The sequence below is a fragment of the Leptospira koniambonensis genome (genome assembly GCF_004769555.1).
GTDB lineage: Bacteria > Spirochaetota > Leptospiria > Leptospirales > Leptospiraceae > Leptospira_B > Leptospira_B koniambonensis.
In genome coordinates this window covers 36,300-50,725 of the sequence record NZ_RQFY01000011.1, presented here as the reverse complement: position 1 = coordinate 50,725, position 14,426 = coordinate 36,300, and the positions used below count along the sequence as shown (strand labels likewise).

The following is a 14,426-nucleotide window of genomic DNA, read 5'->3' as shown; positions in this document are numbered from 1 at the left end:
CGTAGGTTTTCCCGGAAACCCTAAGCGTATTTCCGGGGCCTATCCTAGATCCGACATAAGGAAAAAATCTTTGCTCTTTCCGAGACCAGCCGATACTATTGGAAGGACTTTATGGCTGATTATTCAGAACAGGAACTGGAGCAGATCCGCTCCATCTTGGATCCGTTAAACAAGAATCCGGAATCTTCCGAAGATTTGAATCCTATGCTTTCCTCCTTCCGAGAGAAGATGGGATACGGTGTTCCTATATCTATCGGGGACGACGATGAAGACCAACCAGAAGAAGGATCCGAAGAAAGTTTCAATCTAGGCGACGACGAAGCCCCAGAGCCTATCCAAAAGCCAAAGCCATTATCTTTTTCTGAAGACGATGATATCGATCTTGATGAATTATTAACTGAGCCTTCTCAAGGGGGCGAACCAAGCGCTGATGCAGGAGAAGATCCTTTTGGAGGATTTGACGAAGCTCCTACATCATCCGACGATTTCGGTGATTTTGCGACCCCAGAGCCAGAATCTGACCCATTTGCGGACTCAGGCCTTGATGATTTCGGGGCAGCATCTGAGCCAGAAGAACCTTCAGCAGGTTTGGAAGATTTCGGAGCTCCTACAAGCGAAGAAGATCCATTTGGTGGATTTGATTCTGCTCCTGACCTAGATACTCCTTTTGAATCTTCACCTACAGAAGATTTCGGTTCCACTCCAAGTGCTGATCCATTTGCGGATTCTGATCTTGGAATGGATGATTTCGGAGCAGGAGCTTCCGATTCTTCAGAGGATCCGTTCGCGGGAATGGGTGGAGAAGAGCCTGGAGATTCTGGTCTCGAAGACTTTGACGCCCCTGCTTCTTCAGCTTCCGATGATCCATTTGCTGCATTTGATGCTTCCGGAATGGAAGATACTCCTGGAGACGAATTCGGATTAGAAGAAGGAGACCCATTCGGCGCCTCTCCTACATCCGGCGATTCTGATTTTGGGGACTTAGGTGGTTTCGATTCAGAACCGGACGACTCTGGAGATTTTGGTGGAAACGATTTTGCCGAAGCTCCTACAGATTCTGACCCATTTGCAGACTTCGCACCAGTTTCTGGAGGAGATCACGATCCATTCTCTGATCTTTCCAGCGCAACTTCTATTCCTGAATCTGATCCATTTGCTGATTTTGCATCAGAACCAGCTTCCCAAATGGAGATGGAATCTGTGCCCGAATCTTCAGATTTTACAAGTTTCTCCCCTGATCTGGATTCAGACTCAGGTGATGATGATCTTGGATCCGCAGCATTCGAAGAAGACTTACGTTCTTTAGGCGGAGAAGATAAGGACGAAATAGATAAGTCCCTAACAGACGAAGAACTTGCAATCATCCAAAGAGAAATACTTCGTTATCCTCCACTTCTACGCAGAACTGTTATTGAATCGATAGTCCAAGACCGCCTTTCTAAAAAGGCCCAAAGAGATCTATTAGAACTTATTAAAATAGAAAGTAGCCCTGAGGATATTGCTGCATTCTTATCTTCTGCACTCGGAGTCACAGTTGCTCTTACAGATAGAAGTGGTGCTTATTCTGCAGATGGCGTTCCTATCATTTCTTCCGACCCGATCTATACAAGAGAAGGTGTATTAGAAAGAAGGAAGAAGATCCGCAGAACTTTCTTCGCGGCTGCCGCAGCACTTTTAATCGGATTTGGAAGTTATTTCACTTACAAACATATCATTCTTCCTAGACAGGCCGCTCAAAATTATGAAGCAGGTCTAGAACAAATCCGTGAAATGGGAGCCAAAAAATTCTCAGGAACTTTGGGTGACGAAGATAGAAAAAAATATCTGATCAATATAGAAGATTCCTATGATAAAGGATTCGATATTGATCCTTATAATCTGAAATACATGAACCTGTACGGAGTGGAATATAGCCGCGCAGGAGAATACGAACTCTCCTTCCAAAAATTATTCGGTAAGATAGAGCCGGATCTAGGAATGGGAACATTAGATTCTTGGAATAAAAGAGAACAATCTCCAATGGTCCGATTGGCCCAAGGAGAATCCTGGAATGATAAAAAACTAAAAACCAGTGCGGGTGTAAACAAAGGAATAGAAGGAATTAAATTCCTTTTAGACCAGGAAAAAACCCCTAGGAAAGTATTAGCCGCTGGTGCATTCCTCGCGATGAGGCTGAAAGAAAGAACTCATGATAATAATACCTACAGAAATCTTGGCTGGTTCCATTCTCAGATCATGCCTGATTTTGCAGAACCAACTGAAGGTAAAAAAGGAAGATATAAAAACGACGCCTTAGCTGTTGATTATTATTCCAAGGTATTCACTGACGGAGAAAGTCCTTATGATGAGGATTCTACCGCAGGTATCGCTAAAATATATTATAATAGAAGAGAATTCGGAAAAGCAGCATCCTTCTATAATCGAATTGTAGAAGCAAATCCTAAAAGTATCCCTGGCCAAGCAGGACTTGTTTCCACTTATTTGGAAATGTGGAAAGAAAGCGGGGACCCTCAATTCGTTTTAAATCATCACCGTTTGCTTAGGAACAATCTGGACATGGAGTCGGAACTCCCCTTCTACACTCTTGCAAAATTAGCATCCTTTTATGCGGCTATCGATCCGGAAGAACTTAGGATTAAATATAATATCAATCCTGTAGACCAAGTTTCTGGAATAGAGATAGAAGAAAGTGCGATCCGTCTCTTAGATACGATCTATAGAAAGTCCATGGAAGACGAAAGAACCGGAGTTGAAATAGAAGGAAAAGATTACGCAGAAGGTTATTACCAACGCGGACAATATTTCCTTTCTCAAAAGGAAAATAGCCAAGCTAGAAGATTTTTCGAAAAAGCGGCTACTCTAGATCCAAAACATTGGTTAGCAGTTCTGGAACTCGCAGAACATTCTATCCGCGTAGGAAATTTTGAAGAAGCAAAAGATCTTTTGAAAGAAGCAGAATCACGTTATGAAAACAGTGAGCGCTGGTTCGGCTCTAAAGACGAAGACGAAACCTTATTCGAAGGAAATCCTGCTCGTATCCATTTCGATCTAGGAAAGATCAGATATTTATTATCTGCAGGGCTTTCTGACAAAGATTCCTTAAAAGAATTTCCTGGAAGAAAAATTTACCCATTCCGTTCCCGTTCTGAATCGGATGGAAAAAGTCTTTCTGTCTTAAAAGAAGAAGAAGAAAAAAGAAATCGTAGAAACGAACTTAGAAATTCACTCCAAGAATTTGCAAAAGTGGATTCAGAAGAACCTAAGTTTGATCTGATCCGTAAATGGAGAAGAGAACTCCCTGGTACCATGCTGAGAGAAATGAAGTTTTTCAAAGGTTGGGTCGAATATATGGATTCAGACTTCGACAAATCTTTGGCGGATTGGACAGGTTTCGAAGACAGGGACGAATATTATAATCCTACTCTTCTAATGGCAAAAGGAAATGCATTCTTCTATACTGGCCAGACAAAAACTGCTCTTGGATATTTCCTAAGAGTAAAGGATGATATGGAAGAAAAACTTCCTCAAATGAGTTCTCCTAAAACGGAAGACCCATATCACCAAGAAGTATATCAAACTCTGACTGCTGCTTATAATAATATTGGTGCTTGTTACGAAACTCTTTCTAAAAAAGCGAATGCACAAGAATCAGAAAATTATACTGCACAAGCTTTACAGAATTATTGGAAGGCAATCGAAACTGCGCGTAAGATCAACGAGGCGAGCGAAATCTCGCTTGCTAACAAAGATCTTTTATTCAAAAAAGAAGCTCTCAAAAGAGAACCTCTCTTAGAAGACTGGGTTTCCCCAACGCTTGATTCAATTAAAGATTTAGTAAGAAAATAGCTTACTTCTTCTTTTTTACAAAAAGAGATTTGATAGCTACTACGATAAAGAATCCGAACATCCTACTTAGGCGAATTAGTCTCCAAGGGCGGACCATAATTCTCCAAAACCAAGTTAGCCCTTTTAGTTTGAAAACATTCGGAGCCTTTTTTACTTTTCCGGAAAGAATGTCCATAGCAGGACCAACACCGATCACCACTGCATGACCAAAAAATGCGGTATTATTCTCTACCCAGATCTCTTGGTCCGGAAAATCCATTGCAAGAAATATAATATTCGGGCTGGTCTTGCGGATAGATTCTTTAACAAGCAACTCACGTTGAGTGTTTAAGTATCCCGCATGACGCCCTACGATACGCACTCCAGGAAAATGTCTGGAAAGATTGAAATAAACTTTCTCGACGATCTCTTCTTTTCCGCCTAAAAGAAAAATAGAATAATTTCTGAGTTCACAAAGACGGACCAAGTCCATCATGAGTGCGATTGTGGGAATTCTCTCTTTTAATTCTCCACCTAATTTTTTAGCGGCCCATTGAAGGCCTGCACCTTCTGCAAGGATCAAGCTAGCTTTTTGGGCTATACGATGTAACTTCTTCCCTTTGCGAAGAGCCATTGTCTTGATCGGATCTAAAAGAAGAACATGATGGAATTTATCCTTCTCTTCCATGAGATGATAAATTTTTGCCACTGCCTCATCAAGGCTGGCGTTATCAAAAGGTACGCCTAAGATAGGAGCCTTTTCCAAATTATCCACATCCAGGGTCTGATAATCTAGTAAGTAGTCGCGATCATCCTTTGCAGATAGATGGCGTATTTCCCCTGGCTGTTTCATAGGGATCATCTTATTGGACATAATTTGTGAGTCAATTGAAACTTGGGATTCTTAGCTGCCAAAAATAAGGAAGAAGCGGCCTACAAGTCTCAGGTCCTTTACGGATTTTTTATCTCCTTAAGGATACGAATGCAATCGTAAAAGGAATCTCTTTCGGAAGCGGAAGCGATCATTGCATAGGATAAAGGGCCGAGCGCCGACAACTCTGTGATCTGTTTAGGACCAATCCCTCCGATCGGAGTGACAGGTATTTTAGCAATTTGTAAGGCTTCTTGCAAGCCTGCAAGTCCTACAGGAACGTCTTCAGTGTCCTTGGAGCTTGTTGCATACACAGGTCCAAGACCAGTATAATCCCAGACCCCAGGCTCTAAATTAGCTATGTCTTCGGAATTATGACAGGAAGTGCCTAGGTATAATCCGCTTGAACGGACCTTCTTCCTATCCTCTAAAGAAAGAGAAGTATAATCTTCCTTTCCAATATGAAGTCCAAAACATCTCCATTCCAAAGCTTCTTTCCAATAATCGTTTAGTATAATCGGGAAATCAGGAAATGCGTCTATAAGACTTTTATAAACCTTCTTTAATGTTTCAGGTGTCTCTTTTTTAGCGCGGATCTGATAGAATGGGATCCATTCTCTTTGGTAACTCCAAAGTTCCACTATACGGACCGGGTCCTTGGAAAATTTGGAACAATATTCTAGATCTAGGATTGGATAAATACCGGGTGCTCTCCAGATACTATGCCTGGGTCTAAGTGGGAATTCCAAAAATGATTCAACCTCCGCCCACAAATTTCAGGATCTCTATTTTATCCCCGTCTTCTAAGGAAGAATTTTTCCAAAGATCCCTTTTTAGTATCTCTCCATTCTTCTGGATCGCTACCGTTTCCGGTTTTAATTTTAAGGATTCTAATAGAGAAAATAGATCCGGAGAAGAAAGTTCCCTAAGAGAGAAATCTTTACCGTTTACGATCATTCCATGCACCTCGGTCTAGATACTTCATTCCGGCCGATTCTCCGCTAACGTCGAATGTTTTTTAGTTTACCATTCTGTCCTGGCCGAAAACGATTTACTTATATGACCCGATTTCTCCCGATTTTTCTAACAATCGCACTCTTAGGCATTTTATCATGTAATACTGGAGAGAGAGATATCAAGGGAAATGCCTTGGCGACTTTCTACGCAAACTGCACCGGTGGATCTTATCCAGCCTGCAAGAACGCATGTGAAAATAAATACGGCACAACGGTAACTACAACCAATTTGGTCGGTTTGAATACATGTCTTTCTAACTGTAATACAAGCTGTAATATTTCTACGTTTTGTTTCCAATTATCCCAAAGCTGCAAAAGTGACTGTGATAATTATCTGAACACCTGCGTCTTAATTCTGGGCTCAACCGGATTCGGACAATAATCAGCCCAAACTTCCTAACCTAAATAAAGAGGCCGCAAAAATTCCAGCGGTCTCTATTCTCAAAATAGATTCTCCCACATTCACAGATAAAACCCCAAACTGAGAGATCAGTTCTAATTCTTCTTTCCTAAATCCACCTTCCGGTCCGATCAGAATTGTTTTGTTTTGAATGTTTTCAGGATTGATCTGGACTGAAGATCTCGGATCAAAAAGTAGGAGCTCCTCATTAAGAGACTTGGACTCTTCTAAAAATTTAGAAAGTACAAACGGTCCTTTGATCTCAGGCAAAAAATCCTGGCCTGATTGAGAAGAAGCTTCCGCAGCAACTTTCAAAAGCCTTTCTGGATTTAAATCCTTTCGATCTGAATGAGAAAATACTAAAAAAATAAATTCAGTGATCCCGAGCTCAGTTCCTTTTTGGATCAGCCATTCTAATCTGTTTCCTTTCGGAATTGCAGTTGCGATCTTTGCTTTGGTTTTAGGTTTTTCTTTTTTTTCAGTACCGATCAGAGTTCCGGTTTTAGAAGAAGAAGGTACACTGTAGGCGAAACTTGTGCCTGCGCCGTCTTTGATGATCACTAGTTTCTCTTCTGAAAAAACTCTAAATGCTTTTAGATGAGAGATCTCTTCTCCTTCAAGTTTTAGTTCAGGAGAAGAAGAAAATCCAGGTCGAAAAAAAACAATTTCTTCCGAGGACATTACAGTCTGTTTAGATTATCCAATTCGAATAAAGAAGGATCCGGTTTTACATCTCGGTCCACTTCAGTATATTCCAATACACTGATCGCACCGGTATTCAGATCCAACATTTCCAATCTACTGACTATATCTTCTTTGCTCACCTTTTGTTTTGCTTTTACCTTAACCGGACCGTACTTTATGTTCATTGTTTTATAAAGTACCCCGTCTTTATCATGAAAATCCAAACGAGTTGGTCTCAATGTATCCGGTTCCAATAGTAAGATTAGTTTGGAATAAAAATAAGGGACGATTGGTCTTAGTGCCACTCGTTTCATCTTCTTCCCCGCTATATCCAAATCACTTTGTACGATAGGATTATAATTTGCTTGGTAAGAAGTTCCTGCCAGATCCACAAAACTGAATCCAGTATTCAGATGGTTCTCGTATTTTTCTTCGTCGTTCTTTTTGAAAATTTTTCGAGAAAGTGCATTGAAAGCGAAGATCAATTCTCCGTCTTCCTTGAATAAGATCTTATATTCTAGACCACGGCCTTTGCTTTCGAATAGAGAGAGTGAATCTTCTCCCTTTCTGAAAATGCTCATGTCCCAGGTCCAGGAATCTCCGGTCTTTTTGATAAGGATCAGATTTGCTTTTACTAAGCCGTCCGCCTTCAAGAGTGCCTGGTCGAGTCTTGCGACTAATTCCTGGGCGACTCTTGCTTTATCCGGCGGAGCTTGAGCGTGGGAAACATCCCCTGTCATCAAAATTGGGAATATTAGGATTATCGAAATAAGATGAAACTTTTTCAAAACCTTTCCTTCCCGGTAAATCCAAGGGATCTAAATTTAATTACTCTGCTCTTAAACTAGGTGCACTATAAGAGTAAAGACTATGAACAGAACCTTGGGCTTGGGCGGATTCACTCCTTCTTTCGAATCTGAGCTTTCCTTCTCGGAGTCCTTTATGTAAATCTTGGACGGAACGGAATCCCATATCCTGAAAAGAAAGTCTTAGTCCTAGGCTTAAATATGGAATAAAGTTCAGAATTGAACCTCTATCCACCACGGAACCGCTCACCCCTTGAGCCACTTTTACTTTTTGGCCCTCGTTGAAATAACGTTTGTCTCCGCCTGCTTTCATGGCCTCTATACTTGCCATTCCTCGATATTTCTTGAGACGTATTCCATTCTCATAAAAATACTCTCCAGGCGCCTCAGATGTTCCAGCGAACATAAATCCCATCATACATGCAGAAGCCCCAATTGCCAAAGCATTTGCGATATCCCCAATATTGGAAATTCCACCGTCTGCGATGACTGGAACATCATGTTTTGCGGCATGAGCTGCAGTTTGGTAGATCGCAGTTGCTTGGGCTCTTCCCACAGCCATGGTATCTTGGGTGATACAAATGGAACCAGGTCCCATTCCAATCCTAAGTCCATCTGCTCCAGCACCGATCAGATTTTCTGCCTGGCCACGAGTGACCACATTACCACCGATGACTTCTAAATTTTTGAAATTAGATTTAATGAATTGGAGCATCTCTATCTGGTAGATCGAGTTTCCTTGGGCAGAGTCAATGATGATCACATCCACTCCTGCCTCATACAATGCAGCGACCCTGTCCCTGGATTCAGGTAAGGTAGAAACTGCGGCTCCACATCTAAGTCTTTTGTTCTCATCCTTAGAAGAATCAGGAAATTCCTTATTCTTTTTCAGATCAGAACGACTCACTAAAGAGACAAGTTTTCCGTCTTTGTCTATGATCGGAAGTTTTCCGATCTTCTCTTTTTTAATGATATCGTTTGCTTCTTTTAAAGTGATCCCTGCTTTTCCAGTAATCACTTCTGTGGTCATAACTTTTTCCACAGGGATGGAGCGATCTCTTTCGAAATCGATATCTCTATTAGTTACAATCCCAACCAATTTAGAATTTCTGGTCCCATCTGCAGTGATTGGAATTCCAGTGAATCCTAAAGTTTCTTTGATCCTGTCCAGATCATGGATTGTATTTTTTGGTCCGAGAACAACTGGGTCTGAAATGAAACCGTTTTCGAAACGTTTCACTTTGCTAACTTCAGCAACCTGCTCTTCTACAGAATTATTATAGTGGATAATTCCAATCCCTCCCATAAGGGCCTGTGCAATAGCCATTGAGGACTCAGTCACAGTGTCCATTGGGGAACTCACGAAAGGTCTCTTGAGTTTGATTTTTTTTGTTAATCTAGTCTCTAGTTCTACGTCGGAAGGATTGAAGTCTATAAAACCGGGCAGGACTAAAAAGTCCCGATAGGTAAGCCCGATTTGCATACTGAAAAGTTCTTCGCCGGATAGGCCGTCTAAAAATTGGGAGTCTCGGTAAGATTGGTTTGACATTAGTGTACCTTACCTATTACATCAAAACGAAGCCAAAGGCTGGAATCAAGATAATTTTCCGCCGGAATCCGATCACCTAGGAATTTAATGGAAAAGGTTCAAAGGAAACAAAGAGACAAAGAGTTCATCACAGATCCTGGTAAAAAACTCCATATCATTGGAAAATTTCTACTCAAAACAGATCTACTCGTAAGGGATACGGAAACTCACGAATCCGTTCAACTCCTATCCGTCAATAAGGACGCCACAAAAATTTTAGTACAAGGTCGAATGGCCGAACAATTTAAGCTGAATGCTCATATTGTTTTGTACAAATTGCTCGCGAGATACGTCGAACTAGAATGCGAGGTCCTGGAAGAAAAACCGAATAATCAATACATCATGCTCGTGGAGCATGTTTCCATCGCAAGTAGAGAGAGAAAATTCACTAGGATCAAACCTCCAGATGGAAGTGTTTGGATCACAAATCTGCGTACTAGTAAAACCACAATTGATGCGAACTTATTCAATATCCCCACTTCAGTAAAAGTAAATTTTGCAGATACGGAAAGAACTCTTAAACCTAAGTTTGATATAGTCAAAATAGATGTTTTTAATTCTATTGGGGACAAGTTCGACCTAGTCAAAAAGACAGGTAAGATATTATATATTCCGAATACACAAAAGCCAGATTCTTTTAAGTCTTCTGATCCCAATGGTTTTATAGATTACGAGCATGAACTTGGTGATGAAGACGATGTCCGTAAAAAGATCATAGAATACGCAAATCAAAAGATCAGATCGGAGCTGATCGTTCCAGTTATCTATATCAACCATGATGAGCAGGCAATTCCAATCGGATATATTCATGCTCAAAATAGGACCAGAGAAATAGATATTACAGAAGTAATGGAAATTAAGACCCTTACTTTTGATATGGTGGACCGGATCAGAGAATCCAATACTATTCTAGTAAAGGAAAGATTTTCAGTTATAGATCTTTCTACAGGTGGTTTGAGAGTAAAGATCAATCATCCTGATCTAAATAGCGAGCTTCCTAGAAGAAAAGGATTCACATTCGATATATTTTTCAAAATGCAATCTCCGATCACTGCATACGGAGTAGTCCGTTCTATCGCAAGAGATACGGATGGAAACTTATATGTAGGACTTTCCTTAGAAGGAAACTCTGCAAGACCTGGGGAGAAAAAACGTTTTACAGACAACGTAAATCGTATGCTTTCTGACTCCGGTGTAAAAGTTGGCTAAAAAGGAAAAAAATTTCCAAAAGACGATATGAATTTGGCTTCATCGTCTTTCAAAAAGGTATATCATATAGAGAGAAGCGGGTAACGCCTAACCCTCTTAGAGCCCCGCTTTCATGGAGGCTCTATGATATACTCTCCAGAAATCAAAACTTTAGATCCTTGCGATGGCAAGATTGTCTGGGCGCCAACAAAATCACTTCTGTTCATAACATGTTTAACCGTTTTCCTGGTCTTCGGTTATTCCACCTACTCTCTCACAAATGCTTTTACCTCTTTCCTCTTAACATTGATCACACTCAGTTTTGGTCATTCAGTAGGATTACATCGAGGAATATTACATGACTCATTCTCTTCTTCTATACACTTAAAAAGAATATTACTCTATTTTGCAGTTTTAACTGGGTTCGGTGGTCCTTTATCTCTTAGATACTTTCATGATCTAAGAGACTGGGCCCAAAGAAGTAAGGCATGCCATCCCTACTTCTGCCATTACGATAATATATTTCAAGATTTTATAATACAAAATAACTTCACAATAAAGATGAAAGAACGACAAGTCTTTCATTATTCTAACGAGTATGGAGAAGATAAGGTGATACAGTTTCTGGAGAAAACTTGGTTATGGCAGCAGATCCCGATCATTACAATCTTAGGTTTTGTCGGCGGGATTGGAGCGATTGTTTGGGGAGTCTGCGGAAGAATTTCAATCTGTACCATAGGAAATTGGCTTGTGAGCCATTATGCCCATAAGAGAGGAGAGTTGGTCCGAGTAGTTCCAGATGCATGCACCCAAGGTTATAATGTTCCTTTCATTTCTCTTTTGACCATGGGAGAATCTCTGCATAATAATCATCATGCATTTCCAGAATCCAGTAAGTTTTCTCTCCAAAAAGGAGAATTAGATCCAGGTTGGTGGTGTATCCAATTTTTAAGTTTATTTGGATGGATCAAAACAGCGAATGTAGTGGAGATAAGATAAAACCTAAGGAAAATCCCACATTCGTACATCTACGAAAAGTACATTTCCTTCTTCCATACTTTTGGAATAAGTCACTAGGAGAAGATGGCTTTCCAAATCAAAGTATGGATTGCTTGCTATCCAACCACCGGAAGAATCTTTTGCATTTTTGTAAAATTGTTCTAAAAAGTATGGTCTCCAACTCCAATTCCTTCCTACAAAAGAATCATCTTCTAACATTCCTGAATCTGAGATACTTGAGTAATTCGGAGAAAGTTGTCTTCCTTCATGGTTGGTCACATACATTCTAAAAACTGATTTTTCTAGTAGATACGAATTTCTTAATTTAATAGTTACAATTCCATCGGAAGAGATAACTTCGATGCCGGAAGATTCTAAACGATCTTCCAGCTCCTTCTCTTTTTTAATACGCCGTAATAACTGGTATTTTTTATAATTAAAGAATAGTTCATGAAGTTGAGAAAATCGAATACTCAGACCATTGATGTCCATTAACTCAGGAGCAGGCTCTGCAAAATAGAAACCTTGTAAAAATCTGGCGCCATAAGTGAGAGCATTGTATAATTCAGTCTCAGTTTCCAGGCCTTCGAATAGAAGTGAACATCCTAAACTTTCTGCAAGTCTAGATAAAGTGAATAAGATCTCTTGGAAATTCCGAGAAGCAACTGAGCTGCGGATCAACCCCAGATCTACTTTAATAATATCAGGATGTAATGCGCCGATCCGATCCAGGTTGGAAGATTTAGAACCGAGATCATCTATTGCTACTAAAAATCCGGATCTTTTGTATAGGTTGATCAAAGGTTTTAGTTGATCTATCTCTCCTGAAAAATGTTCCTCTACAATTTCAATCACGATCCTTTTAGGATCTAGACCAGAACTTTTAGCAATCTGCAAAGTATAAGGCTCTTCATCCGTTTTGGAAGAAAGATAATCCTGCATGAAAGAAGGAGAAATATTCAGAAATAGTTTTGCTTTAGGATCAAGGCCTGGAGTATTACTGATCTTCTCCACCGCTTTTTTGCGGATGGTCCTATCAATTTCTAATTTAAGATTTTTGAATTCTTCTCTTTCGGTGATGGAAAAAGAATGAGGAATATCAGCTAAGAAGAATGGGCCAAGACTATGAACAGTACCCTGTTTATCTATAAACCGAGCAAGAGCCTCGTAACCAAAGATAGAATCTTTTTCGACGGACAAGATGGGCTGGAAGTACGGAACAATCTCACCTTCGGAAAACCATTCCCGCCATTTGGATGCATTCCAAGAAGCTCTTCCTTCACTCATTCTTAACAATAAAATGGAAACCCTGTAAGAAGGATCAAGAATTTAAAATCAAAAGTTCAGAGCAAATGATAAAAGAAGAATGAAGACTACTTAAACTAGTAACCGACTCCCAGTCCACAACCGAAACCTTCAGGAATTCCAACCCAAGGAGTTCTTGGTTCAGAATTTAGTATTAAGTATCTATTATCGCCTAAGTTTTCTCGGAGAATTTCCACAAATCTCTCTTTTGTGAAAAGATCTTGCGATTCGGTTAACAATTTCAATCGCTCATAGTATACTTTTAGATTCGGATCTTGGATCTGGTTTTGCCCAGAAGATACAGATTCTAAGTATCCTAGAGGAATATTCCGAGTAAAATGCCCCACTCTCCAGTTAGAAACTGATTTCAATTTACTTAATAAAGGGTCTGTTAAAGCATTCGCATCTACAATCTTACGATCTTCTCCCGCAAAATAGCCATAAAAGCCTACATTGATCGTTGCGCATGCCTTGCCTGGGTCCTTAGGCAATATTTTATACTTTCTACCAGCGTCTGCCCAGCCATGTGTTGGAAATTCTTTAAATTTAAAGGAACGTAGAAGGTTCGTGCTTCTAAAATAAGCACCTTTTTCATCCTGGATCTCTCGGTCATTTCTAAGTCTAGTATAATCTTTTGTAATATACAAATAAGAGTTTTGGTTTAACAAGAATAAGGCGACGAAGAATAGAACGCTCGCTCTAGGTAGAAAAGCGGGAGAATATTCCGCAAATAGGAACACGCAGACTACAAATGGAAGAGCAAAAAATCTTCCTGCCATAAAATCTCCGCCTATGGAGCATATATATAGAATATACAAACCTACACCGGCAGACAGCGCTGAATGTAAAAATTTTCTTTTCCAGAAAAAATAAGGAAAAAGTAAGATCGTTATACTAATTGAAAGCGAAGTGAAAATATCCCAACGAAAACTATTCTCTAAATAGTCCAGACCGTATGGCCATAAATTAGAAGTGGTCAGACCAGTATTTAATTTTGCATAAGCAGTATTCGGAAATAGATATCCATAATAAACTAATGAAAATGCCGACCAAAGAAGAACAGGCAGAATTCCTAAAAGAGCTGCTCCAATAAAATTGCCCCAGATTTTTTTCTCTTTTAAGGATTTATATAAATATAGAAGGAACGGAAGTCCTAAAAGAACTGTGTCTTGTCTGTTTAGGTAAGATAAAGAGAGATAAAAGAAGAATAGAAAAATGTCCTTAAAATCGGATCTTTTCTCCAGATCGAACGCCTTAGACAAAAACAAAACGATTAAAAGAAAAGAAAGAGGGTTTTCCAAACCTGAACTAGAAAAATCCACAAATGCTCTAGAGATTAGCAATACCATAAGTATCCAAGAAGCATAGATCCATCCCCCTTTTTCTTTCCCAAAACGAGAAATAAGCAAGAAGGTGGTTGCTCCCACACAAATCCAAGAAAGAATTAAAGAAGAATAATATACTGGGATCTTTAAAAAAGAAAAAAAGATCAGGCCGAATAACCAAAGTGGATGAGTATAAGCCTGAACTCTTTCATAAGTATTCCATCTAAGTCCGAACCCATTTAAAAAATTCTCTACGGTCCTAAAACTGATATAAGCATCTTCAGTGACCCAAGAATTTACAATCACCACATATACGAATAAAATACTGGAGATTGGAAAAAAGAATTTAGGAAGAGGCTTTTGGAAGAAGGACCGGATCTTTTCTAATATAGAATTCACAAGCTCCAAAGAAACATTCT

General features: G+C 39.8%; 12 protein-coding genes. 4 read left to right on the top strand and 8 right to left on the bottom strand.

The genetic code is table 11. The features are described 5' to 3' along the window. The first annotated feature begins 111 nt into the window (after positions 1–111). Entirely contained in the window at positions 112–3,846 is a 3,735-nt protein-coding gene (locus tag EHQ52_RS17375) for a tetratricopeptide repeat protein (protein ID WP_135616439.1), read from the top strand. 1 nt (position 3,847) lies between these two features. Here EHQ52_RS17375 and EHQ52_RS17370 read toward each other — a convergent pair whose 3' ends face one another. From EHQ52_RS17370 to thiS, 3 genes are all read right to left on the bottom strand, one after another. After that, positions 3,848–4,678, bottom strand: a complete 831-nt coding sequence (locus EHQ52_RS17370) for a WecB/TagA/CpsF family glycosyltransferase (protein WP_135616438.1) — start codon at positions 4,676–4,678, stop codon at positions 3,848–3,850. A gap of 98 nt (positions 4,679–4,776) precedes the next feature. After that, a complete protein-coding gene (locus tag EHQ52_RS17365) occupies positions 4,777–5,445 on the bottom strand; it encodes a thiamine phosphate synthase (protein WP_135616437.1) in 669 nt (222 codons plus the stop codon). A 7-nt stretch (positions 5,446–5,452) separates the two neighbouring features. Continuing rightward, a complete protein-coding gene (gene thiS, locus EHQ52_RS17360; RefSeq protein WP_135616436.1) occupies positions 5,453–5,653 on the bottom strand; it encodes a sulfur carrier protein ThiS in 201 nt (66 codons plus the stop codon). Between the two features lie 102 nt (positions 5,654–5,755). Here thiS and EHQ52_RS20135 point away from each other — a divergent pair, with 102 nt between their 5' ends. Next, positions 5,756–6,094 carry a hypothetical protein gene (locus EHQ52_RS20135; RefSeq protein WP_167492232.1) on the top strand — a complete coding sequence of 113 codons (339 nt, stop codon included), beginning with the start codon at positions 5,756–5,758 and terminating at the stop codon, positions 6,092–6,094. Here the strand turns inward: EHQ52_RS20135 and EHQ52_RS17355 are convergent, their stop codons facing one another. The 3 genes from EHQ52_RS17355 to guaB form a co-directional block, all read right to left on the bottom strand. Continuing rightward, a complete protein-coding gene (locus tag EHQ52_RS17355) occupies positions 6,095–6,793 on the bottom strand; it encodes a 16S rRNA (uracil(1498)-N(3))-methyltransferase (RefSeq protein WP_135616435.1) in 699 nt (232 codons plus the stop codon). After that, complete coding sequence (locus tag EHQ52_RS17350; protein WP_135616590.1) at positions 6,793–7,536, bottom strand: outer membrane lipoprotein-sorting protein; 744 nt, start codon at positions 7,534–7,536, stop codon at positions 6,793–6,795. The genes EHQ52_RS17355 and EHQ52_RS17350 overlap by 1 nt, the downstream gene beginning before the upstream one ends. Before the next feature lie 88 nt (positions 7,537–7,624). After that, on the bottom strand, positions 7,625–9,151 hold the full coding sequence (guaB, locus tag EHQ52_RS17345) for an IMP dehydrogenase (protein WP_135616434.1): 1,527 nt from the start codon (positions 9,149–9,151) through the stop codon (positions 7,625–7,627). Between the two features lie 87 nt (positions 9,152–9,238). Here guaB and EHQ52_RS17340 point away from each other — a divergent pair, with 87 nt between their 5' ends. Next, positions 9,239–10,399, top strand: a complete 1,161-nt coding sequence (locus tag EHQ52_RS17340; protein ID WP_135616433.1) for a DUF1577 domain-containing protein — start codon at positions 9,239–9,241, stop codon at positions 10,397–10,399. 123 nt (positions 10,400–10,522) lie between these two features. Continuing rightward, positions 10,523–11,377, top strand: a complete 855-nt coding sequence (locus EHQ52_RS17335; RefSeq protein WP_135616432.1) for a fatty acid desaturase — start codon at positions 10,523–10,525, stop codon at positions 11,375–11,377. 3 nt (positions 11,378–11,380) lie between these two features. Here EHQ52_RS17335 and EHQ52_RS17330 read toward each other — a convergent pair whose 3' ends face one another. Then, positions 11,381–12,664, bottom strand: coding sequence for an EAL domain-containing protein (locus EHQ52_RS17330; protein ID WP_208653532.1), 1,284 nt, complete (start codon positions 12,662–12,664; stop codon positions 11,381–11,383). Between the two features lie 95 nt (positions 12,665–12,759). Next, a complete protein-coding gene (locus EHQ52_RS17325; protein ID WP_244244942.1) occupies positions 12,760–14,406 on the bottom strand; it encodes a hypothetical protein in 1,647 nt (548 codons plus the stop codon). Positions 14,407–14,426: the final 20 nt, after the last annotated feature.